We start from the raw sequence: 25,958 nt of genomic DNA, 5'->3' as shown, positions 1-25,958 counted from the left end.
TCGTTATCTCGAGACAGGGACATCGACAGTGGCGTGGCTCACTTATCGTAACCGGACATACGGGATTGTGATGGGGGTTACCGCCGACGGCCGAAACGCGATCGCTGCCACCATCGCGGCCGGTCCTGGGCCACCTGCGGATCGGCGACCTCGGTCGATGCGGCCGGAAGCGGTGCCCATGGCGCGAAATCGCCCGGGATCATGTGCTTGCGGCGGCGGACTTTGGCGTCGAGGTAGCGACGTCCGCGTTCGGTGTGGAGCTGGATCGCCAGGGGTAGAACCTCGACCGCGATTCCCGCGTCGGTCAACGCCCGTACCTTGTCCGGATTGTTGGTCAGCAGGCGTACCTGGTGCAGGCCCAGATTCAGCAGCGACTTCGCCACCAACTCGTAGCGGCGGGTGTCCGGGTTCAAGCCGAGGTGCTCGTAGCTATCGAAGGTGTCGATCTGGAGCATTTCGCTGGTCTGGTAGCCGATGGCCTTCCAGATCAGGCCCGCGCCGCGACCCTCTTGTTCGAGGTAGACCAGCACCCCGGCACCTTCGGCTTGGATCTTGTTCATCGACAGCGCCAGCTCCGGGCCGCAGTCGCAGTCATCGGACCCCAGCGCGTCACCGTAGAGGCAGCGGGAATGCACACGGACGAGGGGCTTTTCGCCCAGCTGTCCGAACACGAGCACGTAGCCGCCGTCGGTCGGGCTATCGATGGTGTGTACCTGCACCGGCATCTGGGCGCCGTTGCGGCTGAATTGATGCACCGGTGGCACAGTGTCAGCGAACCATCCGTTCGCCGTTATCGGCGTGCTGCGGACGGGACCGGTGATCGTCAAGCGCTCCTCCGAGGCTGTTCCGACAGCGGGAAACCCGCTGCGTGGACGGCATGATCATGGCAACGGCGCGACTGTACTCGGTATGTGGCGTGCGACACGTTAGCCGGGTGTCACATCAGCATTAAGAGTGTCATCGTCGACGGGTGCGTACAGGCGCACGATCCGATCGATCTCGTGCACAGGTGGCATCGACACCGCCACCGCACCCAAATTCTGGGTGGGCATCATCGCCGCAGTGGCCCACACGAAATCGTGTGCGGCCAGCGGTGTTTCGCAGTTCACGAGTCGATAGGCCAGTGCGCCGGTGAAGGCTGCGGCAGCACCGACGGAGGCCTTGAGAACCTGCGGAAAGTGATCAATGACGGCCTCGACTGTGTCAGAGGCGACGACGCAGTGAAAGTTCTCCACCGTGCAGACAGTGCCCACACCCAGACCCCTCAGCAATCGGGGGACGTCGTCGGTGGATTCGGCAGGCGCGTCGGGCAGCAGGGCTGCCAGATCCGCGCCCGCGCCGACGAGATAGTCGACCGCGCTCAGATACTGGTACAGGCCTTGCGGAACTGCCATCGCCGGCGTCGGACACACGATGACCGGTGGTTTGGGGTCCATCTGCGACACCATCGACAGCACCTGTTCGATCACCGAGGGTGGTTGCTCGAAGCTCAGGACCACCACGTCCGAGGCTTCCAACGCCGCACGCAATCCCGGACGGTGCAGGTCCTCGTCCTGAAGTTGGACACTGCTGTCCCGACAGCCGATGATGTGGGATTCACCGTTGGGGGCGATGACCACCGCGGTGACAAGCGACGGCGCGAACGGCACGACCTTGACCAGGTCCAGGTTCACGCCCTCGTCCTTGATGAATTCGAGAATGCGGCGGCCATATTCGTCGCCGCCGACTGCGCAAGCCAAGTGCACGTTGATTCCAAGACGTGCTGCGGCCACGGCCCGGTTGAGTCCTTTGCCGCCGGGATGGCCGACGAAGGTGCCGCTGGCCGCGTCATCGGCCGCGGGAAAGTTGTCGACGCGATACAGGTGATCGATGACGGCGTCGCCGAAAACCGTGACGGTGCCGCGGCGCTCGGGCACCGTGGTCGGTTGCGCGCTCGATGGTCCCGCCATGGGATAGCCCGAGTCGGTGGCCAGCAGTCCGGCCAGGGCGGTGAATGCGGTGTGCTCGGAGAACGTGCGCAACCGTTTGACCGTCGGTACCTCGGGAACAGGGTCGACATCGAGCAGGGTGTGCAGCGCAATCCACTGTTCTGTCAATGCCTCTCGACGTTCCCCGAGGTTATCTGCATAAAGGCGTTCGACATCGATACCGACGCCGGACCGGTCGCGGAACAGGCCCAGCGACAGCACCGCGTCCACGATCAGGCGTTCTGTGGGTGGCAGCCACTGGGCGACCTCGCACACCACCGGCAGGATCGACTCCTCGACGGTGGCCCCGGTGCGGCGGGCGTGGCGTCGTACCGATACCAGCTCTAGCAGGGGCGCAGCGTCGATTTCGGTGTGGCGCAAGCGTTCTGCGCTCAGGCCCGCGTACTTTCCCAGTCTCGCCAGGATGGAGCGGATCGCGGCGACGCGAGCATCCTGGGGAACCGTGGGCACGTTGCCTCCCGTGAACTTCTCGATGGAAACCAGTGTCCGGTTCGGGGCGGACGCCGAACTGCGATCGCCAGAATTCGGGGTTTGCCACCACCGAAATCCGGCAATTACCAACGTACAACGGCAATTGACCGCAGTGAAGGGCAAATGCCACACTGGAATTGGCGATACAGCGAGTTCACGCAGGATATGGCGGGCTCGAGGTGCAGTCGGCGCCACCGCTGATGCACGTGCCGGACGCGACAGGACGGTCGCGTTCGCGCATCTGGAGGAATCGGGAGCCTGGAGCTCCCCAGTTGGAATCGGAGAATCCGATGACCATTCACCTGACCCCGGACGACATGCGCAGCACCCGCAGCCCCGAGTACGCCGTGCGTATGGTCACCGACCCGGATATCTGGCAGTTGAGTTGGCTGCCCGAACGCAAGCTCACCCGCGAACAGGCTTACGCGGGAATGAAACTCGACGAGTTGATCAGCGATCTGGCCGTCGCTCACGACCGGTTGGTGCACGCGCAGATCAGTGCCTACGCCGACGAACTGGGGATCGTGTGGCAACAAGCCGCCATTCGGCTGTTCAAGCGGATGATCGGACGGTTGGACAACGGCGACCCCGAGGAGGCGGCCCAGTGGGTGTCGGTCCGGGGCCCGCGTACCTCGCCGCAGTTGTTCGGGCACGGTAACGCGCAGCGTCGGGTCTACTTCGGGTAGCTCACACCGAGTGGGCGCGGTGTTCGGCGCCGACCGCGTCGGACAACGACGCGTAGCCACCGGCGCGCAGTTTCGCGGCGATGGTGCGGTGGATGCGGGTGGTCCAGAAGGGGCCGCCGTAGATGAAGCCGGTGTAGCCCTGCAGCAGGGTGGCGCCGGCGAGGATGCGGGCCCAGGCTTGATCGGGGGTTTCGATGCCGCCGACCGAGATCAGCACGACCTGGTCGCCGACGCGGGCGTAGAGGCGGCGCAGGACTTCCAGGGAGCGGTCGGCGACGGGGGCGCCGGACAGGCCACCCGCGCCCATGGCCTCGACTTCGGCGGCGGGGGTGCGCAGGCCGTCGCGGCGGATGGTGGTGTTGGTGGCCACGATGCCGGCCAGGCCCAGTTCGACCGCGAGGTCGGCGACGGCGTCGATGTCATCGTCGGAGAGGTCGGGGGCGATTTTCACCAATACCGGCACCGAGACGCTGTCGAGCACGGCCTGCAGGATCGGGCGCAGTGACTCCACGGCTTGCAGGTCACGCAGGCCGGGGGTGTTGGGGGAGGACACGTTGACCACGACGAAGTCCGCGAGCGGGCCGAGTAATCGGGCGCTGGTCGCGTAATCGCCCGCGGCGGCCTCGGGTTCGGTGATCTTGGTCTTGCCGATGTTGGCGCCGATCGGGACGGTGGGGTGCGCGCCGTGCAGGCGGGCGGCCGCGGCGGCGGCACCGTGGTTGTTGAAACCCATCCGGTTGATCAGGGCGTGATCGGCGGGTAGCCGGAACAGGCGCGGTGCGGGGTTGCCCGGCTGGGCGTGCGCGGTGACGGTGCCGATCTCGGCGAAACCGAAACCCAGTGTCCCCCAAGCGTTCACGCCGTCGGCGTTCTTGTCGAAACCGGCGGCCAGGCCCAGCGGTGCGGGGAAGTCGACCCCGAACGCGGTGGTGGCCAGGATCGGGTCGGGCACCACGGTGAGCTTGCGGGCCAGCCAGCGGGTGGGCGGGAACCAGGTGGCGAAACGCAGCGAGGCGAACACCAGGTGATGAACCCGCTCGGGCGGGATCAGGAACATCAGGCGTAACAGCAGGGCGTACATGGTCGGCTCACAATCCGGGTTCGGGCACAGGCAGGACGGCATTACGGCGGCGGCGCAACAACACCCGGCGACTGCCGTCGGTGTAGGCGCGCACCCGCGACAGTTCCCACCCGCCGAATTCGGCCGAGATGGTCAGTCGCATCGAGGCGGTGACCCGGTTGACGTCCGGCGGCAGGCGCAGCGGCACGTATTCGTAGTCGTCGTTGCTGGTTTCCCAGCTCGGCGGCACCGCCGAGCGTGCGTTGCGATGCGGTGCTGCCATCACTGCCCTGCCTTCCGCTCGGTCGCGCCGATCCGCTGCAGACCGTCGCCGGTGGCCGAGGCCACGAACAGGTCGCCGGTGGCGGGGTCGACGGTGATCGCGTCGGGTTGGCGCAGTGTCGCGAACCTGGCCACTTCGACACCGATCCCGGTCGACAGGTCGTAGCCCACCACCTCGTTGCTCTGTGTGCAGCTGACCCACACCAGTTCCGAGCGCGGGTCGTATGCGAGCGCGTAAGGCGACGATAATACCGGGAAACGCTGCCGCAGCACGAGCGGACCGGCCGAATAGACCAGCAGTTCACCGCCCGCGGTGTCGGCGACGATGATGCGGCCGTGGGGGTCGGTGATGGCGTTGGTGGCGCCGTCGCCCGCGCGCAACATCAGACCCAGCGCTTCGTTGCCCACCGCGACCACGGCGGTTTGCTTGCGGTCGAGCACGGTGATGTTGTCGCCGGTCGCGGCGATGTAGTCGGCGGAGATCAGGCCCGTGATGGTGCGGGTGACGGTGCCGTCGGCAGCGATCTCGCGGATGGTGCCGTCGGCGGTGCCCACTACGAGGGTGCCGTCGGTGCGAGTTTGCACGCTGTGCACGTCCCCGTCGACGGGGAGTTCGGTGAGGGCGCCTGTGGTCGCGTCGACGCGAATCACCCGGTTCGGGGCGGCGATCAGCACTTCGCCGGGATTGCCCTGCGATAGCGAGACGCCTGCGGCAGGCAGCGGCACTGTGCGAGTGGTGGTCGCGGTGGCGGGGTCGATCAGCGTCAGGGTGGTGCCCGCGGTGTCCAGGGCGGCCAGTCGCGCGGTGCCGCGTTCGGCGAGCAGGGCCTTGGTGGCGGCGGCGGGGTAGACCTGGCCCGCGGGATTCGCGGTGGCGGGGGAGACCGCCGCGGTGGCCGGTGGCCTGGTCGCCACGTCGGGTCCGCTGTTACCGCACCCGGTCAACGCCACTACAACCACCGCGCCGAACAACGCAGGGGCGACCGAGCCGCGAGGGCGCATACACCGAACTCCTTCATTCCGCACGAGGTGAACGCTTGATCACCATCTGACCATGATGACTCACCAGTAGCTTCGACCGGGTAGCGCGCGTGGGAGCTGTCAGTGACCCGCGTTACTGTTGACGTGTCGACAACATTGAGCGCCAGGTAGGGCAGGAGATCCCCACGATGACCGACGCGACACCCGCGGGTTTCGGCATCGACGACATCTGGGTCGGCCCGTTCGCGCACGGTTTCGGCACCACCGACGACGGCCACCCCTTCGCCTTCCGCACCCGCGGCGCGACCCTGTCGGTGCAGATCTACCGCGCCGACCTGGGCGATACCGTGCCCGGCTCCGCCGACGTGGTCGCCAAAGCCGCAGCTCAGGTCACCGATATCGACCTCGGTGATGCTCGCAGCATCAGTGCCTTCGTGCGCGATCTGCTGCCCGCCGCCACCCCGGTCGCAGGTCCTGAAACCGGTGACATCTCCACAGTTCGGGGCATCCTGGGGCGGATCAGTGCCGTCATTGATGGTATGTAGATGGTGATGTCATCCACACTTTTCGCCAGGGCCGCTGCGGCCACCGCCTGCCTCACGGCTCTCGTCACCCTCGCCGCCTGCGCGTCGAGCTCCGACGAGGCCTCGGTCGACGCCGCACGGTCCTCGGCCAACGCCTCCCTGTCCTCCTCCGTCGCGGTCTCGGTCAGCAAGGCCAACGTGCCGTTGCCCGGCGCCCCCGAACTCGACGCGCAGATCAAACGCGCGCTGGACCCGGCCCTGCCCGATGTCGAGCGCACCGAACTGATCGAGGACGGTGCCGCGTTCTCCGACGCCATCCCCGACATGTACAAGGCGTTGCGCGACAACCCGCACGCTGTCTACGGCGTGGTGGACCCGGTGTTCGACAACCGCGACGGCACGCTGACCGCGACCATGCGCTTGGACAAGGACGGGTCGGGCTCCAACGTGCGCACCACCATCGTGCATTTCGTGCTGTTGGACGGTAAGTGGAAGATCTCGCGCACCGACCTGTGCGGGATTCTGCGCTCGGCCGATTACCGCACAGCAGCCTGCGGCTGACATGCGTGAATCTCGATCCCTGCGGTGGGGCCGTTTCGTGCACCGCCACCGATTTCTCGTGCTCGGATTCTTCGTGGCGGCGGTGCTGGTGTCGGGGTGGTTCGGTCGCGACCTGACCGACCGGTACACCCAGGAGGGTTGGTTCGACGAGTCCAGCCAGTCGGTGGCGGCGTCGAAACTGGCCGACGACACGTTCGGCCGCGACACCGACGGCGACCTGATCGTCATCTACACCGCACCCCCGGGCACCACCGTCGACGACCCGGGAGTGCGCGGACCGGTCACCGCGGCGCTGGCCGATCTGCGCAAGACGCACGGCGCCCAGATCCACAAGATCGACAGCTATTGGGACAGCCCGTTTTCCGCGAATGCCTCCGATCCGACCAAACAGCACGCGTTCGCCAGCATCGGGTTGGCCGGTGGTGGCGGCACGGCCACGGTGAACAACTATCTGGCGCTGAAACCGCATTTGGACGCGGGCGTGCCGGGCGGGGGTCCCGGGGGCACGACCGTGCAGCTGGCCGGGCTGCAGCCGGTGGTCGAGGGCATCAATATCGGGATGCAGCACGACATCAAGCGCGCGGAGATCATCGCGTTGCCGATCGTGGCGATCCTGCTGTACTTCGTGTTCGGCGGGGTGATCGGCGCGCTGCTGCCGGTGTTGATCGGCGGCCTGACGATTTTGGGCACGTCCGGGATTTTGCGGGTGCTCACCGCCCATATCGAGGTCAACGTGTTCGCCGCGGCGGTGATGACCCTGGTGGCATTGGGATTGGCGATCGACTACGGGCTGTTCACGGTGACCCGGTTCCGGGAGGAACTGGCCGCCGGACGCTCGGTCGAGGACGCGACCGCGCGCACCGTGGCCACCGCGGGCCGCACCGTGCTGTTCTCCGCGGCGATCATCGCGGTGAGTCTGGGTGCGCTGTTCATCTTCCCCAACGGGGTGTTGCGGTCGGTGCCCTACGGTGGCATCTCCGCGGTGATGTTGGCGGCGTTGTTGTCGGTGACGGCGCTGCCCGCCGCGTTGAGCATCGTCGGGCACCGTGTGGACTGGTTGGGCTGGAAACGCTTCTCGCGCAGCAAGACCGAGGCCCAGATCGACTCGGGATTCTTCTCCCGGTTGGCGCGATGGGCGATGCGCAAGCCGTGGGCGGTGGTCATTCCGATCGTGCTCGGGTTGTTGGCGTTGAGTATTCCGTTGCGCCACATCGAGTTCGGGGGGATCAGCGAGAAATACCTGGCCGTGAACAACCCCGCGCGAGTGGCCCAAGAGGACTTCGACCACCTGTTTCCCGGGTTCCGCACCGAACCGTTGAAACTGATCGTGGTCGGTGCCTCACCCGAACAGCTGGGCGATATCCGGTTCGAAGCCAATCAGGTTCCCGGGCTGACCGGACGATTCGAACCCGCCGCGGCGACCAAGGACAACGTCAACGTGCTGTCGGCGGGGCTGGGTGACAAACGCGACGCCGACCGGGTGATCGACACCTTGCGCGCGCTACCCGCGCCACCGGGCGTACAGGTGATGGTCGCCGGCATTCCCGCGCTGGAACGCGACAGCATCAACGGCCTGATCGACGGGCTACCGCTGCTGTTGGCGATCCTGATCGCCGCGGCGCTGGCGTTGATGATCGCGGCGTTCCGGTCGGTGATCCTGGCGGTCAAAGCCGTGGCGATGAGCGCGCTGAGCTTGTTCTCCACGCTGGGCGTGCTGACCTGGATCTTCGTGGAAGGACACGGTGCCGGGATATTCCACTTCACGCCGGGGCCGTTGATGTTCGCGGTGGTGGCCTTGATCGTGACGGTGATCTTCGGTTTGTCCACCGACTACGAGGTGTTCCTGCTGTCGCGGATCGCGGAGAAACGCGCCGCCGGGGCCGACGCGCAGGAGTCGATCCGCTACGGCGTGGCCCACACCGGCGGGGTGATCACCTCGGCGGCGGCCATTTTGATCGTGGTCACCGGCGCGTTCGGGTTCTCGGACCTGGTTCTGATGAAATACATCGCCTACGGAATGATCGTGGCGCTGATCATCGACGCCACGATCATCCGCATGATCCTCACACCGGCACTGCTGAAGATCATCTGGAAGTAGTCAGGTCGTCTTGATGGTGCCGCCGTCGATCACCAGGTCCGCGCCGAGAATGTTGGCGGCGCGGCCCGAGGCGAGGAAGGCGATCAGGGCGGCTACCTCGTCGGGTTCGGAGATGCGCCGCGAGGCGATGCCGAACTGATCAGGTAGCGCCGCCAGGAACTGGTCTTGGGAAATACCGTGGGCGGCAGCCATTTTCGCGCCGACACGGTGTTCGTCGCGCCAGATCCTGGTGCCGACGGGGCCGGGGGAGACCGTGTTGACGCGCACGCCCTGCGGTCCGAATTCCTCGCTGAGGCGTTTACCGAGGGAGGTGAGGGCGGCTTTGGCTTCGCTGTAGCCGACGGGGCCGGCCGCAGGCAGGTGGGCGTTGATCGAGGAGACGTTGATGATGGTGCCGCGGCGGTCGAGCAGGCTCGGCAGGGCGGCGCGGGTGGACCAGATGGCGCTGAACAGGTTGAGGTCGAAGTAGTGGTGCCACTGGTCGTCGGTGGTATCGAGGAAACCACCCATGGTGAGTGCTTCGGGGTCGCCACCGCCGACATTGTTGACGAGGATGTCGATGCCGCCGAGTTCCTCTAGCGCAGTGTCGAAGACCGTGGTGACGCCGTGTTCGGTGCTCAGATCGGCGGCGACCGTTGCGGCCGCGACCTTGTCGAGTTCGGGAGTGATCGTGCGGGCGGCACCGACCACGCGCACGCCTGCCGCGGCGAGGGTTTCGGCGACGGCGAGGCCGATGCCGCGGGAGGCTCCGGTGACGACGGCGGTCTTTCCGGTGAGTTCGAGATCCATTCTCGTACCTTTCTTGAACTACAGGTCAATAACTAGGACATGCGAAAAGGAGTGTAGGCGTGAGGGTTTCAGAGTGTGGTTAGCGCTACGTCGATGATGCGGTAGAGCTGGGTGGCGTCATTGGTCTTGGCCATCAGGCGCAAGCCTCCGCTGGTCGTGAATAGCAGGGCCGCAACCGAATTCGGGTCGACGTCGCGGTGGACGTCGCCGTCGCGGCGGCCCTGATCGATACGCGCGGCCAGGGTGGCGACGATGCGTTGCTCGATGCCACGTAAGGCATCGGTGGCCGCGGTGTCGTTGCCACCCAGTTCCGCGGCGGTGTTGACGGCGAGGCAGCCGCGTCGAGTGGGGGAGGCCATGTCGAGATCGACTGAGGCGCGCAGGTATTCACGCAGGCAGTCGCGGGTGGAACCCGGGCGGGACATGTAGTCACGCGCCATCTCGACTCCGAGTCGGCCGTAGCGGTCGAGAACCATGTCGAACAGGGCACGTTTGCTGCCAAAGGTGTTGTACAGGCTGCCTTTTCCGATGCCGGCGGCGTCGGCGAGTTGGGCGGGGGAGGTGTTGGCGTAGCCGTGGGTCCAGAACTGGTCCATCGCGCGGTCGAGGACCGTGTCGGTGTCGAAGTTCTGAGGCCTGGCCATGCTCGAACCGTAGCTGTTTTGAACCTATAGGTCAATAACTCGGGTGAAGGACCGTGGACGTGCCACGATCCAGCGGGCTATTTTCCGATCAGGCCGAACGGGTTGCCGTTGGGGTCTTCCAGCACGCAGATGCGGGTGCCGGGGCTGACCTCGCGCGGGGCGGTGCGCTCGGTGGCGCCGGCGTCGATCGCGACGGAACGGGCGGTGTCGACGTCGTCTACCGCGGTGTAGGCGACCGGTCCCGCGGCGATGTCACCGCTGGGGTCCAGGCCGATCTGGACGTCGCCGGCCGCCCAGCCCACGTAGTAGGACTCGTCGGTGTGCGGTGTGCCGTACAGGGTGGTGTAGACGGCTTTGGTCGCGGCCAGGTCGGATACGGGGATGACGACACTGGCGATGGTGGGGCTCATCGGATCTCCTCTGCGATGCGGCGAGCCATCTTCGTCAGCGATGGTGACCGCGGTGGACGAATGACCTCGCCGGTCAGCCTACTCAGGGGTGCTCTGCTCGTCTGTCGCCGTGAATGTGCGTGTCGCGCGGTGTTTTTGCCGCGGCGAAGGCGTTCGACCAGGACCGATCAGCGGTGGCCGCGTTCGGGCAGCACGAGCTGGGCGCCGGTGGTCGGGTGGTCGAACACGTCGACGGGGTGGCGGTAGACGGTGGTCAGCAATGTGCGGGTGAGGATCTCGCGTGGGGGGCCGTCGGCGGCGACGCGGCCATCGTCGAGGACGGTGACGCGGTCGGCGTACGCGGCGGCTACGCCGAGGTCGTGGACGACCACGACCACCGCTGCGCCCTGCGCCGCGCGGGTGGCGGCCAGGCGCAGTACGGCTTCCTGGTGGCCCAGGTCCAGTGCGGCGGTCGGTTCGTCCAGCAGCAGGGTGGCGGTGTCTTGGGCCAGCACGCGGGCCAGCGCCACGCGGGCCCGTTCGCCGCCGGACAGGGACGGGAACACCCGAGAGGCCAGGTGGGTGACGTCGGTGGCGGCCAGGGCGGCGGTGATCAGGGCGTCGTCGTTGTCGGCGGCGGGGGTGTGCAGCCAGGGGGCCCGGCCCATGGCGACGACTTCGCGGGCGGTGAACGGGAAGCCCAGGGTGTGCGATTGCGGCAGGACCGCGCGGCGGCGGGCCATGTCGGCGGGGGTCCAGTGCGACAGGGCGTGGCCTTCGAGTTTCACGGTGCCCGTGCTCGGTTCCAGTTCACCGGCCAGCGCGGCGAGCAGACTGGATTTGCCCGCACCGTTGGGGCCGACCAGGGCGACGATTTCGCCCGCGGCCACCTGGAAGTCGACGGCTTCGAGGACGGTGCGGGAGCCACGCTGCACGGTGAGCCCGGTAGCGCGCAGGGTCACGGTGCCGGGCTCGGGGCGCGCGGGCAGGTCCGGGGTGCGGGTGAACATCGCTTGCCAGGAGTTTCGACGGGTCATCCCCAACCTCCCGCACGGGCTCGGGTGCGGCGCAGCAGCCAGAAGAAGAACGGGCCGCCGATCAGGGAAGTGAGCATTCCCAGGGGCAGGTCGGCGTTGTGGACCAGGGTGCGGGCGACGACGTCGGCGCCGAGCAGGACCACAGCGCCCACGATCGCGCTCAGGGGCACGAGAACGCGGTGGCCGGGGCCGACCATCATGCGGACCAGGTGCGGCACGATCAGGCCGACGAACAAGATGATGCCGCTGAACGCCACGCCCGCGGCGGTGAGCAGGGCGACCACCACGATCACCTGCCTGCGCAGACGTTCCACGTCGACGCCGAGGTGACGGGCGGCGGAATCGCCCAGGGCGAGCAGGTCCAGGCGTGGGGCGATCAGGATCGCGGCCAGTATTCCGACCCCGGCCAGGACCGCCACGATCGCGACCGACGGCCAGGTGGCGCCGTTGAGGCTGCCCAGTTGCCAGAACACGATCTGATCGCGGGCGGCGGGGGTGGCCACGAACAGCAGCAACGCGATCAGCCCGCCGGCGAAGGCGTTGATGGCGACACCGGTGAGGATCAGGGTCACCACTTCGGTGCGGCCGTTGGATCTGGACAGCACGTAGACCAGCGCGGTGGTGATCAAACCCGCGACGAAGGCGGCGGCGGCGACCGACCAGGCGGCCACGAACGCGCCACCGACCACGATGACGGTGCCTGCTCCGACCGCGGCACCGGCGGAGACGCCGATGATGCCGGGTTCGGCCAGGGGATTGGCGAACACGCCCTGCAGCAAGGCGCCTGCGGTGGCCAGCGAGGCTCCGACCAGGATGGCCAGCACGACTCGCGGGAAACGGACCTCCCAGAGCGTGACTTCACCGGCGGGATGGGCGGGCATGGGGCCGATGTCCAGGCCGATTCGGTGCGCGACGCCGCCGAGTACTTCTGCGGCGGTGGTCGGCACCTGCCCGAGAACTGCCGACACCAGCGCCAGCACCAACAATGCCAGCAGCGCTACGGCGAAGACCACGGTCACCCGGGTGCCTCGGTGGCGTGGGCTCGGCAGCGGGTCCGGGGTGGAATCGGTGATGCGCGGTTTCGTCAGGTCGGGAGCGTCACTCATGCCGGTGTGCCGTAGACCGCGTCGGACAGGGCGGAGACCACGCGGCCGGTGTTGGGGCCGAAGCTCAGCACGACCGCGTCGGACATGTCGACCACGCGCCGGTTGCGGCCCGCGGGGGTTTGGGCGATGCCGGGGACCTTCGACAGCCCGTCGACCCCGCCGACCGATTTCAGTCCGTCCGACATCACCAACAGCACGTCGGGGGCGGCGGCGATCATGGCCTCGCTGGTGATGGTCACGAACGGTTCGTTCACTCCGGCGGCGGTGCCCGCGTCGACTCCGCCGATCGCGGTGATCAGCGAGTCCGCGCCCGAGCCGCGGCCGGCCATCATGGTGATCGCGGTGCTGCGCAGGTACAGGAACGCGATCTTGGGTCGCGGATCCTGGTGTGGCACGCGGGCGGTCGCGGTGGCGATCTCGTCGGCAGTGCGTGCGCCCAGCTGTTTGCCAGCGTCGGGTACGCCCAGTGCGGTGGCCACGGCTTCGATCTGCGGGACCACACCGTCCATGCTGCGCTCGGGGTCGAAATAGACCACGTTCACCCCGGCCGCGCGTAATTGTTCGCGCACGGCGGGGGCCGCGCTGGTGGTGTCGGTGAGAAACACCGACGGGCGCAGGTTCAGCACCGCTTCGACGCTGAGGCTGCCGTTGCCACCGGCCACATTGGGCACCGCGGCCACGGCCGGGAACGAGGCGGAGGTGCTGCGGCCGACGAGATTGCCGCCCAACCCCAGCGCCCACACGGTTTGAGCCAGGGTTCCGTACCGGTCCACCGCGACGATGCGCGACACGTCGGTGACGGCCACATCGGTGCCGTCGTAGGACTTCACCGTCACCGGCAACACCGGGGTGGGCGCGGCACCGATCGGGACGGGGTCCAGGTCAGCGAGCGCAGCGGTCACCGGACCACCGGAATTGGCAGTCGATGCAGAATTGCTCGAGGTGCAAGCAACAGTGCCGGTGAGCACCGTCGCCGCGAGCATCACCGTCAGCACGCCACGCAGTTTCATGTAGGTAAGGCTAGCCATCATTCGGAACGGGCGCTCACATCGTCCAGGGCCGCCGCGATCGCGCGCGGCAACTCGAGGGTTTCCGCGGCCAGCACGCCGGTGAGCTGACCGATGTCACGGGCACCCACGATCATGCTCGCGATACCGGGCCGATCCCGAATCCAGGCCAGCGCCACTGCCAGGGGTGACGTGCCCAGGCCGTCGGCGGCGGTGACCAGCGCGTCGACCACCCTGGTCGCGCGATCGTCGTCGAGCCTGCGCCGGATCTCCGCCGCGGTGGCCTCGTCGGCGCCGCGCGAATCCGCGGGCACCCCGTCGCGGTACTTGCCGGTCAGGATCCCACCCGCCAGCGGCGCCGACGCGATGACGCCGACCCCGTGATGGCGAGCGGCGGGAATCACCTCGTTCTCGGTGCCGCGCGCGAGCAGCGAATACGGCGACTGGGCGGCGGTGATCGGCGCGATCGCGGCCAGACTGGCCAACTGCCACGCCGCGAACCCGCGCACCCCCGCGTACCGGGTGCGGCCGGTGCGCACCGCGGTGTCGAGGGTGGCCGCGACCTCGTCGAGTGGGGTGTACGGGTCCCAGGCCGCGATGCTCCAGATGTCGAGGTGGTCGGTGCCCAGTTCCAGCAGGGTCTTGTCCAGTTGCGCCAGCAGCGTGCGCCGCGACGCGTCGACCACCGGGCCCATCGCCGCGGGGGCGGGCACCGAATCGCCGACGCCGGCACCGGGCGCGCGCATCACCACCCCCGCACTGCCACTGAGCACCAATTCGTCACGCGACACCACCTCGCCCAGCAAGTCCGCCAGGATCGCCTGCGCCGCGCCCTCGCCATACACCGGGGACAGGTCGACCAGCGTGCCACCGGCTTCGGTGAACGCCGCCAACTGCACCGACGCCTCGTCGGCATCGGTATGTGTTCCCCAGGTATGGGTCGCCAACCCGATTCGCGACACCCGAAGTCCGCTGCGTCCCACCGTTCGCTGTTCCATCACCGCGCCCGCGCATTCGTCACGGCCACAGCCTAATGCGCGCACCGCCGCTGCCCCGTTCACCGACCCGCGCGGGCGTCGCCGGTGCCGTGCAGGGCGGGTGCGCGGGCGGCGACCCGGCGCGGTGACGGGTAGGGTCGCTGCGAGATCGCGGCCGTGCGGGCCGCGCGCAGTGCAAAAGCCCAGGAGGACGCGGTCTTTCGGGCGCGAGTCAGCAGGAGGACGTGGTGGGCGAGGCGATGACCTGGTTCCAGGCATTGGTACTCGGATTGGTGCAGGGGCTCACCGAGTTCCTGCCGATCTCCTCCTCAGGACACCTGCGGATCGTGTCGGGCGTGTTCTTCGGCCAGGACGCGGGCGCGTCGTTCACCGCGGTCACCCAGTTGGGTACCGAGCTGGCGGTGCTGGTGTATTTCGCCAAGGACATCTGGCGAATCCTGGTGGCCTGGTTCACCACCCTCGGTCTGCGGTGGCGGGAACGGTCGCAGCGCGAAGTCGCGGTGGGGGACCGGGTGACCACGAAACTGCCGGTGATGGACCGCAGTGCGCGCGAGGCGCACGAACGTGACACCCAACGCGAACTCGACTACCGCATCGGCTGGTACGTGATCATCGCCACCATCCCGATCGGGGTGCTGGGGTTTCTGTTCAAGGACGAAATCCGTACCGGGGCCAGGAATTTGTGGCTGGTGTCGTTCATGTTGATCGCGTTCGCGCTGGTCATCGCTGCGGGCGAGCACTTCGGTAAGAAGGAGCGCTCGATCGAGCAGTTGACCACCCGCGACGGCATCATCATGGGTCTGTCGCAGTGTCTGGCACTGATTCCCGGTGTTTCCCGGTCGGGCGCGACCTCGACCGCGGGCCTGTTCCTTGGTTTGAAGCGTGAGGCGGCGGTGCGGTTCTCGTTCCTGCTGGCCATCCCGGCGGTGACCGCGTCGGGGCTGTTCAGCCTGCCTGACGCGTTCGAACCCGCGGGCGAAGGACTCAATGCCAGTGGGCCGCAGCTACTGGTCGCCACGATCCTGGCGTTTTTCGTCGGGTACGCGTCGGTGGCCTGGCTGTTGAAGTTCGTGAGCAACCATTCGCTGTACTGGTTCGTGGGGTACCGGATCATCGTCGGCCTCACCGTGATGGGCCTGCTCGCCGCGGGCGTCGTCTCCGCGACCTGAGCGAAATGCCCCTGATGGTTAGGCTGGTCCCATGACGGTGATCCTGCTGCGGCACGGAGTGTCCACCTCCAACACCGCGCGCACCCTGGCCGGGCGCGCCCCCGGTGTCGAACTGACCGACCGTGGCGTCGAGCAGGCGGCCGCGGTCGCGGACCGGTTGGCGATGTTGCCGATCGAACATATCGCCAGTTCACCGCTTTTGCGGTGCCAGCGCACTGTGGCGCCGTTGGCGGAGAAGCTGGGGCTGGAACCCGATCATGACGAGCGGCTGATCGAGGTCGATTACGGCGACTGGACCGGGCGCCCGATCGCGGAACTGGTCACCGAACCGCTGTGGCGGGTCGTGCAGGGCCACGCGTCGGGTGCGGTGTTCCCCGGCGGGGAGGGGCTGGCGCAGGTGCAGCAGCGTGCGGTCGCCGCGATTCGCGATATCGAACGCACCTTGGCCGAGAAGGCGGGCCGGGATGTGCTGTGGGTGGCGTGCGCGCACGGCGACGTCATCAAGTCGATCCTGGCCGACGCGTTGGGCCTGCACCTGGACAGTTTTCAGCGGATCGCGGTGGAACCGGCCTCGATCAGCGTGGTCCGGTACGCACCGCACGGGCCCTCGGTGTGGAAGTTCAACGACACCGGCGGTGATCTTTCCGCGCTGGCCGCGGGAGCGTCGGCCACACCGACTCCCGGTGGAGAGGTGCCCGCGGCCGCGAGCGCGGATAATGGGAATGCGGGGCACCGCGATTCTCCGTGACGGAGAGTGTGTTCGTGAGTGTCGATCAGGGTCACGTATCAGGAGGTGCATGTGTCACGCGCAATCCATGTATTTCGCACCCCCGATCGTTTCGTCGCCGGGACCGTCGGTGAACCGGGCGATCGTTCGTTCTACCTGCAGGCCGTGCAGGATCCGCTGGTGGTGAGCGTGCTGCTGGAAAAGCAGCAGGTCAAGGTGCTCGCCGACCGGATGGGGCTGCTGCTGGACGAGGTCGCGCGCCGGTTCGGCGCCGAAGTGCCGCCCGAGGGCGACGACGTGCGCGATGTCGCACCGCTGGTCACCCCCATCGACACCGAATTCCGGGTCGGCACCATGGGACTGGGCTGGGACTCCGACGCCAACGCCGTGGTGGTGGAACTGCTGGCGATCACCGAAACCGAGGTCGACGAATCGGTGGTCCTGGACGACACCGAGGAAGGACCCGACGCGGTGCGGGTGTTCCTCACCCCGATCCAGGCGCGGGAGTTCGCGTTGCGGTCGGCGCGGGTGATCGCGGCCGGGCGGCCACCGTGCCCGCTGTGCGGGGAACCGCTGTCGCAGCGCGGGCACATGTGCGTGCGCACCAACGGGTACAAGCGCGGCGAGATCTTCGGCGCGGCCGAGCTCGAAGAGGAGTGAGGTGATCGGCGAGGGTGACCTCGACATCGTCGGGCGGATCGGGGTGGCCAGCAATCTCACGCTGGTGTGTGAGATTGCCGCACCCGAACCCGACGGTGCGCCGCTGCGGGTGGTGTACAAGCCGGTGCGCGGCGAACGCCCGCTGTGGGACTTCCCCGACGGAACTCTCGCCGGGCGTGAAGTCGCGTCGTACCTGATCTCGCAACACCTGGGCTGGGGCGTCATCCCCGAAACCGTGTTGCGCGACGGGCCTTTCGGGCCGGGCATGGTGCAACGGTGGGTCACCTCGGTCGACAACCGCACCGACTTGCGTCAACGCCCCGACCTGGTCGACCTGTGCACGCCGGGAACCGTGCCCGACGGGTTCTGTGAAGTGTTGCGCGCGTTGGACGAACAGGGCAACGAGGTGTCGCTCATCCACGCCGACGACCCACGCCTGCAACGCATGGCCGTGCTGGACCTGTTGCTCAACAACGCCGACCGCAAAGGCGGGCACGCGCTGGAAGGCGTCGACGGTCAGGTCTACGGTGTGGACCACGGCATCTGCTTGCATGCCGAACCCAAACTGCGCACGGTGCTGTGGGGTTGGGCAGGCCGCCCGGTGCACGAGTCACTGATCGCCGACATCAGCACCTTCGCCGCGAATCTGCCCGGCGCCGTGGCTGATTCGCTGGCCCCGCACATCACCGACGCCGAAATCACCGCGCTCACCGAACGTGTGACAGCGCTGCTCGACCAGCCGACGATGCCGGTGCCCAACTCCTCTCGCCCGATCCCCTGGCCTGCGTTCTGACGGCAGGACCCGCGCGGGTGCCGACGCTCTGTTACCTGGTCAGCGCTGGTGTTAGTGTGCTCCAAGCACTTTCGTTATCCCCGCGAGATCTGAGGAGTCCTATGTCGACCCGTTCCATCGTGACCACTTCCGCTGCCGCCCTGCTGCTCACCGGTGCCGTCGCCGCTGTCGCCGCACCCGCACAGGCACTTCCCGGCGGTTGGTGGTCGGGCAAGACGTTCGTGTGTTCGTCGGTCGACCATGCCGGACAGCCGCTGCCCGACGTGACCGTGAAGGCCAGCAACGAGGTCGGCGCCGCCTACTTCGCGCTGCAGGAACTGGGTCCGCTGGGCCCGCACTCGGCGCACATGCAGTGCCGCCAGCAGTGATCTGATCGATTCGGTGTCCGCCGCACGTCGGGGAGCGGTGGCGCCGAGAGTCACGATCGGCGTCGATTATCACGACCGGGATGTCCGCTTCGCGTAGTTGTGTGTCGCGGAACACGGGCAGTTTCCGACAGCGGGCACCGCTACCCGTCCGACCAGCGAATCTGCCTGAGCGCAACCCTTGACGCGGGGCCGCGAACACGTTTGTGTGCAGGTAGCGGGCCACCATACGGCGCCGCGAATACCCCATGACCCGGCCCGCGAACGCAGCGCGACGACGGGGGCTCTACCCTCGAACACATGCAGTCCTGGTCTGATATCGCCGTGCCGACCGTCCCCGGAACAGGGCCGCCGTTGCGGTTGTTCGACACCGCCGATGGTCAGATCCGTCCGGTCACTCCCGGCGAGACCGCGAAAATGTACGTCTGCGGCATCACCCCCTACGACGCCACCCACCTCGGGCACGCCGCCACCTATCTGACGTTCGACCTGGTCAACCGGATCTGGCGCGACGCGGGCCACACCGTGCACTACGTGCAGAACGTCACCGACGTCGACGACCCGCTGTTCGAACGCGCCGACCGCGACGGCATCGACTGGCGCGACCTGGGCACCCGTGAGATCGAGCTGTTCCGTGAGGACATGACCGCACTGCAGGTGCTGCCGCCGCGCGACTACATCGGTGCCATCGAGTCCGTCGACGAGGTGGTCGAGCTGGTGCAGAAGTTGCTCGCCGCGGGCGCGGCCTACCAGGTCGACGATGCCGAGTACCCCGATATCTACTTCCGCACCGACGCCACCGAACAGTTCGGGTACGAGTCCGGGTACGACCGGGCCACCATGGAGACGTTGTTCGCCGAACGTGGCGGTGACCCCGACCGTGCGGGTAAGCGGGACGTCATCGACGCGCTGCTGTGGCGGGCACAGCGCCCGGGTGAGCCGTCGTGGCCCGCGCCGTTCGGTGCCGGTCGGCCCGGTTGGCACATCGAGTGTGCGGCGATCGCGCTCAATCGCATCGGCGCCGAGTTCGACGTGCAGGGCGGCGGCTCGGACCTGATGTACCCGCACCACGAATACTCCGCCGCGCATGCCGAGGCGATCACCGGCACGCGCCGGTTCGCCCGCCATTACGTGCACGCCGGGCTGATCGGCTTGGACGGCGAGAAGATGTCCAAGTCCAAGGGCAATCTGGTGCTGGTGTCGAAGCTGCGCCGCGCCGGAGTGGATCCGGCCGCGATCCGTCTCGGTCTGCTCGCGGGGCACTACCGGTCCGATCGCATGTGGACCGATGAGGTGCTCACTGCCGCGCAGACGCGTCTGGACCGGTGGCGTGAAGCGGTGTCGCTGAGCGCGGGACCGTCCGCGGTGGACACGGTCGCGCGGTTGCGACAGCACCTGGCCGACGATCTGGATACCCCGAAAGCCCTGGACGCGATCGACAACTGGGCCGAACAGGCCATCGCCTACGGCGGCGCCGACACCGACGCGCCCGCCTTGATCCGCGACGCGGTCGACGCGCTTCTGGGCATCACCCTCTAGCTGACCACCCCCGCGACCTGCGCTGATTCGTGACCGCCACCCGGTAGAGTCCGGCGGAATGCAGGCGCGGGGCGTGCCGCGCACCACCGGCGACGGGAGCGGCGATGCGCGGCAACACAGACCACACCGCCGACGAGCACCGCACGGTCTGCCATGCCAAGCACGACCAGCACATGCACAGCGACCACCCGTCGATGTCCATGGCCGGCATGGCCCGCGATATGCGCAACCGGTTCCTGGTCGCGTTGGTGTTCTCCACGCTGGTGATGCTGTGGTCGCCCATGGCCACTCACATGTTCGGCCTGCACCTGCCCGTCCCGTTCGGGATGCGCGCCGACATCTGGATGCTGATCCTGAGCCTGCCGGTGATCTTCTACTCCTCCACGATCTTCTTCACCGGGGCGTGGGCGGCGTTGAAGGCCCACACCCTGGACATGATGGTGTTGGTCGCGGTCGGCATCGGGACGGGTTGGCTGTATTCGCTGTATGTCACGTGCACCGGCGGCGGGGAAGTGTTCTACGAGGCCTCGACCATGTTGGCCACGTTCGTGCTGCTCGGCCACTGGTTCGAGATGCGGGCGCGCAGTGGTGCCGGCGACGCGGTGACCAGTCTGCTGGACCTGTCGCCACCCAAAGCTGTTGTGCTGCACGACGGTAAGGAATCCGAGGTGCCGACCGCGGACGTGCGGGTCGGTGATGTGCTGCTGGTGCGCCCGGGTGCGAAGATCGCCGTGGACGGGACGGTGCTGCACGGTTCCAGCGAGGTCGACGAGTCGATGGTGACCGGTGAGAGTTTGCCGGTGCACAAGAAGCCCGGCGATCCGGTGATCGGCGCGACCATCAACACCACGGGCAGTCTGCGGGTGCGCGCCACCAAGGTCGGGTCGGATACGGCGCTGGCACAGATCGTGAAATTGGTGAAACAGGCGCAGAGTTCGAAGGCACCCGGTCAACGGTTGGCTGACCGGGCGGCGTTCTGGTTGACCCTGGTGGCACTGCTCGGTAGTGCGACCACGTTGGTGGTGTGGTTGCTGGTGGGGGCGCCGCTGAGCAAGGCGTTGCTGTTCGCGATCACCGTGGTGGTGGTGACGTGTCCGGACGCGTTGGGGTTGGCCACACCGACCGCGATCATGGTGGGCACGGGGTTGGGTGCCAAACGGGGTGTGCTGTTCAAGAACGCGACCGCGCTGGAGGATGCGGCGCGTATCGATGTGGTGGTGATGGACAAGACCGGCACTTTGACCAAGGGCAAACCCGAGGTCACCGATGTGGTTGCCGCGCACGGTGTCGATACCGGGCGGGTGTTGGCGTTGGCGGCCGCGGTCGAACTCGACTCCGAACATCCCCTGGCCAAAGCCATTGTCGATTACGCGAAAGGGCATGGTGCCCAGACTCTTTCGGCCTCCGACTTCCAGAACGTGGCAGGCCGTGGCGCGAAAGCCACCGTCGACGGGCATCACGTGATCATCGGCAACAAGGGCCTGCTCGACGCCGAACACATCGCGCTGGGTGAACTCGCTAAGCACCGTGACGACCTGGCCGCCTCTGGCCACACCGCCGTACTGGTCGCCGTGGACGGGCACGCGCAAGCGGTGATCGCGCTGGCCGATGCCCCGCGCCCGACCTCCGCCGACGCCGTGAAAGCCCTGCACGAGCTCGGCGTCGGCGTGGTGATGCTGACCGGCGACAACAAGGGCACCGCCGAACGCATCGCGCACGACCTGGGCATCGACACCGTGATCGCGGATGTCCTGCCGAAGGACAAGGCCGACCGGATCGCTGACCTGCAACGCACCGGCAAGAAGGTCGCCATGGTCGGCGACGGTGTCAACGACGCACCAGCACTGGCCCGCGCAGACCTCGGCATCGCGATCGGCGCGGGCACCGATGTCGCCATCCAAACCGCTGACGTGGTGCTCATGCGTTCGGACCCGTTCGCGGTGTCCACCGCCTTGCGGATCGGCCGCGGCACCGTGCACAAAGAACACCAAAACCTGGGCTGGGCAGTGGGTTACAACGGCACCGCGTTGCCGATCGCGGCCGGTGTGTTCGCGCACTGGGGGCTGACCATGCGCCCCGAGATCGCGGCCATGGCCATGTCGGGGTCCAGTTTGATCGTGGCTCTCAATGCCCTGCACCTGAAAAAGTTGCCCCTGCCCACCGCGCCGCACCACCGGTGATCCGCCCTGTTCGTCCCGGTTGCTCACGGTGTGCTGCGCTTATACTGTGGGCCACAGCGCAGCTGACCTGCCGTCGATCGGAGAGCGCCACATGGGTTGCTACCAGCGCATCATCGTGGGAACCAACGGGTCGGAGTCCGCGCGCACGGCGGTAGCGGTCGCGGGCGATTTCGCCGTCCGGCTCGGCATCCCGGTGACCGCGATGAGCGTGTGGAAGGAAGCGGCCCGCAAATCGGGCACCGACGCCGGGTGGGCCGAGGAAACCACCGCCGAAGCCGCGCAAGCGCTGACCGCCGCGGGGGTATCGCAGGTGTTTCGCACCGAACTCGACGGCGCCGCGGGGGCGTTGCTGCTGGACGCCGCCGAACGCGAACCCGACACGTTGCTGGTCATCGGCGGGGGCAGTCTGGGCAGTTCCAAGGCACGACTGCTGGGCTCCACCGCCAATCACGTGTCGCATCACAGCCAGACCGATGTGGTGTTCACCCGCAAACTGCCCAAACGGTGGACCACGGTCGGCCTGACCACCGACGGTTCGCCCAGTTCACTGACCGCCGTGCGACGCGGGTACGAACTGTCGCTGGCGATCGGGGCGCGCCCGTTCCTGGTGACCTCGGCCAAAACCGACGAAGACGGCGGGAACACGCTGATCGACGTGGAAGGCGAAATCGCGGTCAGCGACCCGGAACTGTTCGGTCGCGACGTGCTCACCGGCGTGCCCGCCGCGGAGGCGATCTGCAACGCGGCCTGGAAATACGATCTCGTGGTCATCGGTAATCGTGGAATGAGCGGGCCCGCAAGGCTTCTGGGGTCGGTGGCGAACAAGGTCACCCATGACATCGACACCAACTTGCTGCTGGTGAACACCACCCACTGAGCAGGCCGTCGAGAACGCCCACCCCGCCGTCGCTTGCGCCGTACCCTGGAGAAGGTGTCGGCCACAGGCTCGGAAACCGCCCCGCACGTCGTCGTCTTGTTCGGCGCCACCGGCGATCTCGCTCGCCGCAAACTGTTACCGGGCCTGCTGCACCTGTCCCGCTCGCACCTGGCCCCGGAACTGCGCATCATCGGCGTGTCCCTGGACGACCTGGATGACGCGTCCTTTCGTGCACTGGCCCACACCGCCTGCGAAGCGTCCTCGCGACGTGGCGTGCTCGCGGACTGGGACAAGTTCGCCGACACCCTGAGCTACGTCCCGCTCACCGCGGGCCCCGAAGCGCTACGCAAAGCCGTCGACACCCAACGCGCAGCGCTGGGCCCCGACACGCAAGTGCTGGCCTACCTGTCGGTGCCGCCCAAAGCCGCCCCCGCGGTCATCGCCTTGCTGGCCGAGGCGGGCCTGACCGAGGACGCCAGGGTGGTGATGGAGAAACCGTTCGGCGTGGACCTCGACAGTGCCCGTACCCTCAATGCCGCCATCCACGAAGTCTTCGACGAATCGCAGATCTTCCGCATCGACCATTTCCTGGGCAAGGAATCCGCGCTCAACATCCTGGCGTTCCGGTTCGCCAACGGGCTGTTCGAACCGATCTGGAACCGCAACTTCATCGACCACATCCAGATCGACGTCCCCGAAAAGCTCAGTCTCGAAGGACGTTCGGAGTTCTACGACGCCACCGGCGCGTTCCGCGACATGGTGGTGACCCACCTGTTCCAGATCCTGGCGTTCGTGGCCATGGAACCGCCCACGGCACTGGATTCCGAAGCGATCACCATCGAGAAGAACAAGGTCTTCCGGTCGATGCTGCCGCTGGACCCGCGCAAAGTCGTGCGCGGGCAGGTGCGCGGCTACCACGACGAACCCGGCGTCGACCCCGACTCCGACACCGAAACTTTCGTGGCGTTGGCCTGCGGCATCGACAACTGGCGGTGGGCGGACGTGCCCTTCTACCTGCGCACCGGCAAGTACCTGGCGCAGGGGCAGCGCATCATCTCCATCGCGTTCCGGGAACCGCCGCAGAGCATGTTCCCGCCGGGATCGGGAGTCGGCGCGCACGGACCCGACCATCTGACCTTCGACCTGGCCGATTCGTCGAAGGTGTCGCTGTCGTTTTACGGCAAACGCCCCGGGGTCGGCATGAAACTGGACAAGCTCAGCCTGCAGTTCGCGCTCGAGGAAACCGACCGCGCCGGCGACGTGCTGGAAGCCTACGAACGTCTCATTCTCGACGCGATGCGCAACGACCACACCCTGTTCACCACCGCCGAGGGCATCGAACGCCTGTGGGAGATCTCCGCGCCGCTGCTGCAGGACCCGCCACCGGTGCGCAACTACGACACCGGCTCCTGGGGCCCCAATGCCATCCACCAACTGGTGACACCGCGCTCGTGGCGGTTGCCGTTCGAACGAGCCTGGCGCGAACGGCGCGTGTGGACCTGATTCCAGCGGTTGCTCCGGTTTAGCCGCGAACGAAGGAACCTGCCTGATCACTGCCCTATGATGACCGTTACGCGCGTTTTCGGACACAACGGAGTGGACGCCGGATGAATGCTGAGATCACCGCGGCGGGCTTCTTCGGCCTGCTGGACTGGGAGAAAACCACCGGTCTGAGCAAGTTCTGGGTCGATATGATCACCATCCCGATCTTCAGCGCCCTGGCCGGGCTGATCACCAACTGGACCGGGGTGATCATGCTGTTCGCGCCGGTCCGTTTCACCGGCTTCTACGTGCCCGGGCTGAAAGCGATCTTCCCGCTGCTGCCCCGCAAAGTGCAGATCCTGCCCACCTTCGCCCCCGGCGGCATCCTCGGCTTCCAAGGTTTCATTCCGGCCCGCTCGGAGAAAATGGCCAGTCTCATGGTCGACAACGCCGTGGCCAAGATCGGCACCGCCAAGGACTTCTTCGACCAGATGGATCCGCGCAAGATCTCCGCCCAGGTCGCGCACGCGGCGCTGCCGAACGTGCGGTCGATGGTCGACTCGATCATGACCACCGAGCACCCGCAACTGTGGGCCGACATGCCCCCGCGCGCCCGCGAAGCCGTCTACACCCGAGTCGAATCCGAACTGCCCGCGATCACCGACCGCGCGTTCGACTTCATCGGCGAGAACATCGACCAACTCCTTGACGTGAAGCTGATGGTCGTTGGCTATCTGCGGCGACGGCCCGAACTGCTCAAAGACGTCATCTACGGGCTCGGTGCGCCGGAACTGCGGTTCATGACACGCAGTGGGGTGCTTGGGTTTCCGTTCGGGGTGATCGTGGCGCTGTGGTTGTCGCTGCTGCACTACAGCACCCCGCACGGCGACACTCCCGCGCTGATCCACCTGCCCGGCTGGCTGTATGGCATCCTGCATTTCCTGCCCGCGTGGGCGTGGGTGTTGGCCGGTGGGGCCGCGGTGGGTGTGCTGGTCAACATCATCGCGATCAAGGTGGTGTTCGAACCCGCCGTACCGCAGCCGCGCTACAAATACCCGTGGCGGGTCGCGAAATTCGCCAAACGCCAACACCAGGCCGCCGCCGATCTGGGGCACGCGATCGGCTACCAGATCGTCACCCTCGACGTGGTCACCGAGCAACTGCTCGACGGGCCCAGCGGTGACAAGACCAGGGCGGTGATCGCGCACTTCCTCAAAGTCGAGATCGACCGGGTGCTGGGCCCGCTGCGGTCGGTCACCCGACTCGCGGTGGGCGCGCGACAATTCGACGCCATCCAGGCCACCGCGGGCGCCAACCTGGCCACGGAGATGAAACCGTGGCTGGTCGACGACGTCGAGTTCTCGCAGACCACCGCCGCCAGCGTCGACCGGCTGGCCACCGAGAAACTGCGCGAACTGCCACCCGAGGAATTCGTCGAAATGCTGTACACCGCCATCGAACAGGACGCCTGGCTGCTGTACCTGCACGGCGGCATCCTCGGCGCCTTCATCGGCGCACTGCACCTGCTGATCTTCGGAGCGTGAC

26 protein-coding genes are annotated in these 25,958 nt (G+C 67.3%); 14 read left to right on the top strand and 12 right to left on the bottom strand.

The features are described 5' to 3' along the window. Nucleotides 1-77 precede the first annotated feature (77 nt). Together ACFWVD_RS14320 and ACFWVD_RS14315 are read right to left on the bottom strand one after the other, a co-directional pair. Nucleotides 78-755: a GTP cyclohydrolase II gene (locus tag ACFWVD_RS14320; RefSeq protein ID WP_379242698.1), complete on the bottom strand. Its 678-nt coding sequence runs from the start codon at nt 753-755 to the stop codon at nt 78-80. A 171-nt stretch (nt 756-926) separates the two neighbouring features. Continuing rightward, nucleotides 927-2,438, bottom strand: coding sequence for a PfkB family carbohydrate kinase (locus ACFWVD_RS14315; protein WP_379242696.1), 1,512 nt, complete (start codon nt 2,436-2,438; stop codon nt 927-929). A gap of 311 nt (nt 2,439-2,749) precedes the next feature. Here ACFWVD_RS14315 and ACFWVD_RS14310 point away from each other — a divergent pair, with 311 nt between their 5' ends. Continuing rightward, nucleotides 2,750-3,145: a hypothetical protein gene (locus ACFWVD_RS14310; RefSeq protein WP_379242694.1), complete on the top strand. Its 396-nt coding sequence runs from the start codon at nt 2,750-2,752 to the stop codon at nt 3,143-3,145. Between the two features lies 1 nt (nt 3,146). Here the strand turns inward: ACFWVD_RS14310 and ACFWVD_RS14305 are convergent, their stop codons facing one another. From ACFWVD_RS14305 to ACFWVD_RS14295, 3 genes are read right to left on the bottom strand one after another with little or no spacing between them, the layout of a single operon-like run. Further along, nucleotides 3,147-4,226 (bottom strand): quinone-dependent dihydroorotate dehydrogenase, encoded by a 1,080-nt coding sequence (locus ACFWVD_RS14305; protein ID WP_379242692.1) that lies wholly within the window; start codon nt 4,224-4,226, stop codon nt 3,147-3,149. A 7-nt stretch (nt 4,227-4,233) separates the two neighbouring features. Beyond that, nucleotides 4,234-4,488: a DUF5703 family protein gene (locus tag ACFWVD_RS14300; RefSeq protein WP_379242690.1), complete on the bottom strand. Its 255-nt coding sequence runs from the start codon at nt 4,486-4,488 to the stop codon at nt 4,234-4,236. Beyond that, nucleotides 4,488-5,489 carry a hypothetical protein gene (locus ACFWVD_RS14295; RefSeq protein ID WP_379242688.1) on the bottom strand — a complete coding sequence of 334 codons (1,002 nt, stop codon included), beginning with the start codon at nt 5,487-5,489 and terminating at the stop codon, nt 4,488-4,490. The genes ACFWVD_RS14300 and ACFWVD_RS14295 overlap by 1 nt, the downstream gene beginning before the upstream one ends. 167 nt (nt 5,490-5,656) lie before the next feature. On the opposite strand from ACFWVD_RS14295, the gene ACFWVD_RS14290 reads away from it, so the two are divergent. The 3 genes from ACFWVD_RS14290 to ACFWVD_RS14280 are packed head-to-tail and all read left to right on the top strand — an operon-like array spanning nt 5,657 to nt 8,651. Further along, nucleotides 5,657-6,013, top strand: a complete 357-nt coding sequence (locus ACFWVD_RS14290) for a hypothetical protein (protein ID WP_379242686.1) — start codon at nt 5,657-5,659, stop codon at nt 6,011-6,013. Between the two features lie 6 nt (nt 6,014-6,019). Then, nucleotides 6,020-6,553, top strand: a complete 534-nt coding sequence (locus tag ACFWVD_RS14285; RefSeq protein ID WP_379242684.1) for a hypothetical protein — start codon at nt 6,020-6,022, stop codon at nt 6,551-6,553. 1 nt (nt 6,554) lies between these two features. After that, a complete protein-coding gene (locus ACFWVD_RS14280) occupies nt 6,555-8,651 on the top strand; it encodes an MMPL family transporter (protein WP_379242682.1) in 2,097 nt (698 codons plus the stop codon). On the opposite strand, the gene ACFWVD_RS14275 is transcribed toward ACFWVD_RS14280, so the two are convergent. From ACFWVD_RS14275 to ACFWVD_RS14245, 7 genes are all read right to left on the bottom strand, one after another. Next, on the bottom strand, nt 8,652-9,440 hold the full coding sequence (locus ACFWVD_RS14275; protein WP_379242680.1) for an oxidoreductase: 789 nt from the start codon (nt 9,438-9,440) through the stop codon (nt 8,652-8,654). It lies immediately after the preceding gene. A 68-nt stretch (nt 9,441-9,508) separates the two neighbouring features. Then, complete coding sequence (locus tag ACFWVD_RS14270; protein ID WP_379242678.1) at nt 9,509-10,084, bottom strand: TetR/AcrR family transcriptional regulator; 576 nt, start codon at nt 10,082-10,084, stop codon at nt 9,509-9,511. Nucleotides 10,085-10,161: 77 nt separating this feature from the next. Beyond that, entirely contained in the window at nt 10,162-10,494 is a 333-nt protein-coding gene (locus tag ACFWVD_RS14265; protein WP_379242676.1) for a VOC family protein, read from the bottom strand. 167 nt (nt 10,495-10,661) lie between these two features. After that, nucleotides 10,662-11,510, bottom strand: a complete 849-nt coding sequence (locus tag ACFWVD_RS14260) for a heme ABC transporter ATP-binding protein (protein WP_379242674.1) — start codon at nt 11,508-11,510, stop codon at nt 10,662-10,664. After that, nucleotides 11,507-12,616, bottom strand: coding sequence for a FecCD family ABC transporter permease (locus ACFWVD_RS14255; RefSeq protein ID WP_379242672.1), 1,110 nt, complete (start codon nt 12,614-12,616; stop codon nt 11,507-11,509). The genes ACFWVD_RS14260 and ACFWVD_RS14255 overlap by 4 nt, the downstream gene beginning before the upstream one ends. After that, nucleotides 12,613-13,626 (bottom strand): hemin ABC transporter substrate-binding protein, encoded by a 1,014-nt coding sequence (locus ACFWVD_RS14250; protein WP_379242670.1) that lies wholly within the window; start codon nt 13,624-13,626, stop codon nt 12,613-12,615. The genes ACFWVD_RS14255 and ACFWVD_RS14250 overlap by 4 nt, the downstream gene beginning before the upstream one ends. 17 nt (nt 13,627-13,643) lie before the next feature. Next, entirely contained in the window at nt 13,644-14,621 is a 978-nt protein-coding gene (locus tag ACFWVD_RS14245) for an aldo/keto reductase (RefSeq protein WP_379242668.1), read from the bottom strand. 239 nt (nt 14,622-14,860) lie between these two features. Between ACFWVD_RS14245 and ACFWVD_RS14240 the strand changes: the two genes are divergently transcribed. The 10 genes from ACFWVD_RS14240 to ACFWVD_RS14195 all read left to right on the top strand — a co-directional run bounded on the left by ACFWVD_RS14240 (nt 14,861) and on the right by ACFWVD_RS14195 (nt 25,957). After that, entirely contained in the window at nt 14,861-15,790 is a 930-nt protein-coding gene (locus tag ACFWVD_RS14240) for an undecaprenyl-diphosphate phosphatase (RefSeq protein ID WP_379243304.1), read from the top strand. A 31-nt stretch (nt 15,791-15,821) separates the two neighbouring features. After that, nucleotides 15,822-16,538 carry a histidine phosphatase family protein gene (locus tag ACFWVD_RS14235; protein WP_379242666.1) on the top strand — a complete coding sequence of 239 codons (717 nt, stop codon included), beginning with the start codon at nt 15,822-15,824 and terminating at the stop codon, nt 16,536-16,538. A 51-nt stretch (nt 16,539-16,589) separates the two neighbouring features. Continuing rightward, nucleotides 16,590-17,177 (top strand): DUF3090 domain-containing protein, encoded by a 588-nt coding sequence (locus tag ACFWVD_RS14230; RefSeq protein WP_379242664.1) that lies wholly within the window; start codon nt 16,590-16,592, stop codon nt 17,175-17,177. 1 nt (nt 17,178) lies between these two features. Continuing rightward, a complete protein-coding gene (locus ACFWVD_RS14225; RefSeq protein WP_379242663.1) occupies nt 17,179-17,970 on the top strand; it encodes an SCO1664 family protein in 792 nt (263 codons plus the stop codon). Nucleotides 17,971-18,071: 101 nt separating this feature from the next. After that, on the top strand, nt 18,072-18,338 hold the full coding sequence (locus tag ACFWVD_RS14220; RefSeq protein ID WP_379242661.1) for a hypothetical protein: 267 nt from the start codon (nt 18,072-18,074) through the stop codon (nt 18,336-18,338). Nucleotides 18,339-18,635: 297 nt separating this feature from the next. Beyond that, nucleotides 18,636-19,874, top strand: a complete 1,239-nt coding sequence (mshC, locus tag ACFWVD_RS14215; protein WP_379242659.1) for a cysteine--1-D-myo-inosityl 2-amino-2-deoxy-alpha-D-glucopyranoside ligase — start codon at nt 18,636-18,638, stop codon at nt 19,872-19,874. Nucleotides 19,875-19,978: 104 nt separating this feature from the next. Then, nucleotides 19,979-22,054: a heavy metal translocating P-type ATPase gene (locus ACFWVD_RS14210; RefSeq protein ID WP_379242657.1), complete on the top strand. Its 2,076-nt coding sequence runs from the start codon at nt 19,979-19,981 to the stop codon at nt 22,052-22,054. 91 nt (nt 22,055-22,145) lie between these two features. Then, nucleotides 22,146-22,931: a universal stress protein gene (locus tag ACFWVD_RS14205; protein WP_379242655.1), complete on the top strand. Its 786-nt coding sequence runs from the start codon at nt 22,146-22,148 to the stop codon at nt 22,929-22,931. A gap of 54 nt (nt 22,932-22,985) precedes the next feature. Beyond that, a complete protein-coding gene (gene zwf, locus ACFWVD_RS14200; RefSeq protein ID WP_379242653.1) occupies nt 22,986-24,434 on the top strand; it encodes a glucose-6-phosphate dehydrogenase in 1,449 nt (482 codons plus the stop codon). Between the two features lie 104 nt (nt 24,435-24,538). Then, nucleotides 24,539-25,957 carry a hypothetical protein gene (locus ACFWVD_RS14195; RefSeq protein ID WP_379242652.1) on the top strand — a complete coding sequence of 473 codons (1,419 nt, stop codon included), beginning with the start codon at nt 24,539-24,541 and terminating at the stop codon, nt 25,955-25,957. Nucleotide 25,958: the final 1 nt, after the last annotated feature.

This window comes from Nocardia sp. NPDC058666 (assembly GCF_042714895.1).
In the GTDB taxonomy this organism is placed as follows: Bacteria; Actinomycetota; Actinomycetes; order Mycobacteriales; family Mycobacteriaceae; genus Nocardia.
Note: the sequence above shows the minus strand (reverse complement) of the source record. Positions and strands in the feature narration are given on the sequence as shown.

Coding starts and splice junctions, on each gene's coding strand:
- ACFWVD_RS14285 (WP_379242684.1), top strand. CDS start 6,020: ATGTCATCCACACTTTTCGCCAGGGCCGCTGCGGCCACCGCCTGCCTC.
- ACFWVD_RS14245 (WP_379242668.1), bottom strand. CDS start 14,621: ATGGAACAGCGAACGGTGGGACGCAGCGGACTTCGGGTGTCGCGAATC.
- ACFWVD_RS14240 (WP_379243304.1), top strand. CDS start 14,861: ATGACCTGGTTCCAGGCATTGGTACTCGGATTGGTGCAGGGGCTCACC.
- ACFWVD_RS14235 (WP_379242666.1), top strand. CDS start 15,822: ATGACGGTGATCCTGCTGCGGCACGGAGTGTCCACCTCCAACACCGCG.
- ACFWVD_RS14305 (WP_379242692.1), bottom strand. CDS start 4,226: ATGTACGCCCTGCTGTTACGCCTGATGTTCCTGATCCCGCCCGAGCGG.
- ACFWVD_RS14205 (WP_379242655.1), top strand. CDS start 22,146: ATGGGTTGCTACCAGCGCATCATCGTGGGAACCAACGGGTCGGAGTCC.
- ACFWVD_RS14280 (WP_379242682.1), top strand. CDS start 6,555: ATGCGTGAATCTCGATCCCTGCGGTGGGGCCGTTTCGTGCACCGCCAC.
- ACFWVD_RS14255 (WP_379242672.1), bottom strand. CDS start 12,616: ATGAGTGACGCTCCCGACCTGACGAAACCGCGCATCACCGATTCCACC.
- ACFWVD_RS14260 (WP_379242674.1), bottom strand. CDS start 11,510: ATGACCCGTCGAAACTCCTGGCAAGCGATGTTCACCCGCACCCCGGAC.
- ACFWVD_RS14195 (WP_379242652.1), top strand. CDS start 24,539: ATGAATGCTGAGATCACCGCGGCGGGCTTCTTCGGCCTGCTGGACTGG.
- ACFWVD_RS14310 (WP_379242694.1), top strand. CDS start 2,750: ATGACCATTCACCTGACCCCGGACGACATGCGCAGCACCCGCAGCCCC.
- ACFWVD_RS14275 (WP_379242680.1), bottom strand. CDS start 9,440: ATGGATCTCGAACTCACCGGAAAGACCGCCGTCGTCACCGGAGCCTCC.
- ACFWVD_RS14270 (WP_379242678.1), bottom strand. CDS start 10,084: ATGGCCAGGCCTCAGAACTTCGACACCGACACGGTCCTCGACCGCGCG.
- ACFWVD_RS14210 (WP_379242657.1), top strand. CDS start 19,979: ATGCGCGGCAACACAGACCACACCGCCGACGAGCACCGCACGGTCTGC.
- ACFWVD_RS14265 (WP_379242676.1), bottom strand. CDS start 10,494: ATGAGCCCCACCATCGCCAGTGTCGTCATCCCCGTATCCGACCTGGCC.
- ACFWVD_RS14300 (WP_379242690.1), bottom strand. CDS start 4,488: ATGGCAGCACCGCATCGCAACGCACGCTCGGCGGTGCCGCCGAGCTGG.
- ACFWVD_RS14250 (WP_379242670.1), bottom strand. CDS start 13,626: ATGAAACTGCGTGGCGTGCTGACGGTGATGCTCGCGGCGACGGTGCTC.
- ACFWVD_RS14295 (WP_379242688.1), bottom strand. CDS start 5,489: ATGCGCCCTCGCGGCTCGGTCGCCCCTGCGTTGTTCGGCGCGGTGGTT.
- ACFWVD_RS14290 (WP_379242686.1), top strand. CDS start 5,657: ATGACCGACGCGACACCCGCGGGTTTCGGCATCGACGACATCTGGGTC.
- mshC (WP_379242659.1), top strand. CDS start 18,636: ATGCAGTCCTGGTCTGATATCGCCGTGCCGACCGTCCCCGGAACAGGG.
- ACFWVD_RS14220 (WP_379242661.1), top strand. CDS start 18,072: ATGTCGACCCGTTCCATCGTGACCACTTCCGCTGCCGCCCTGCTGCTC.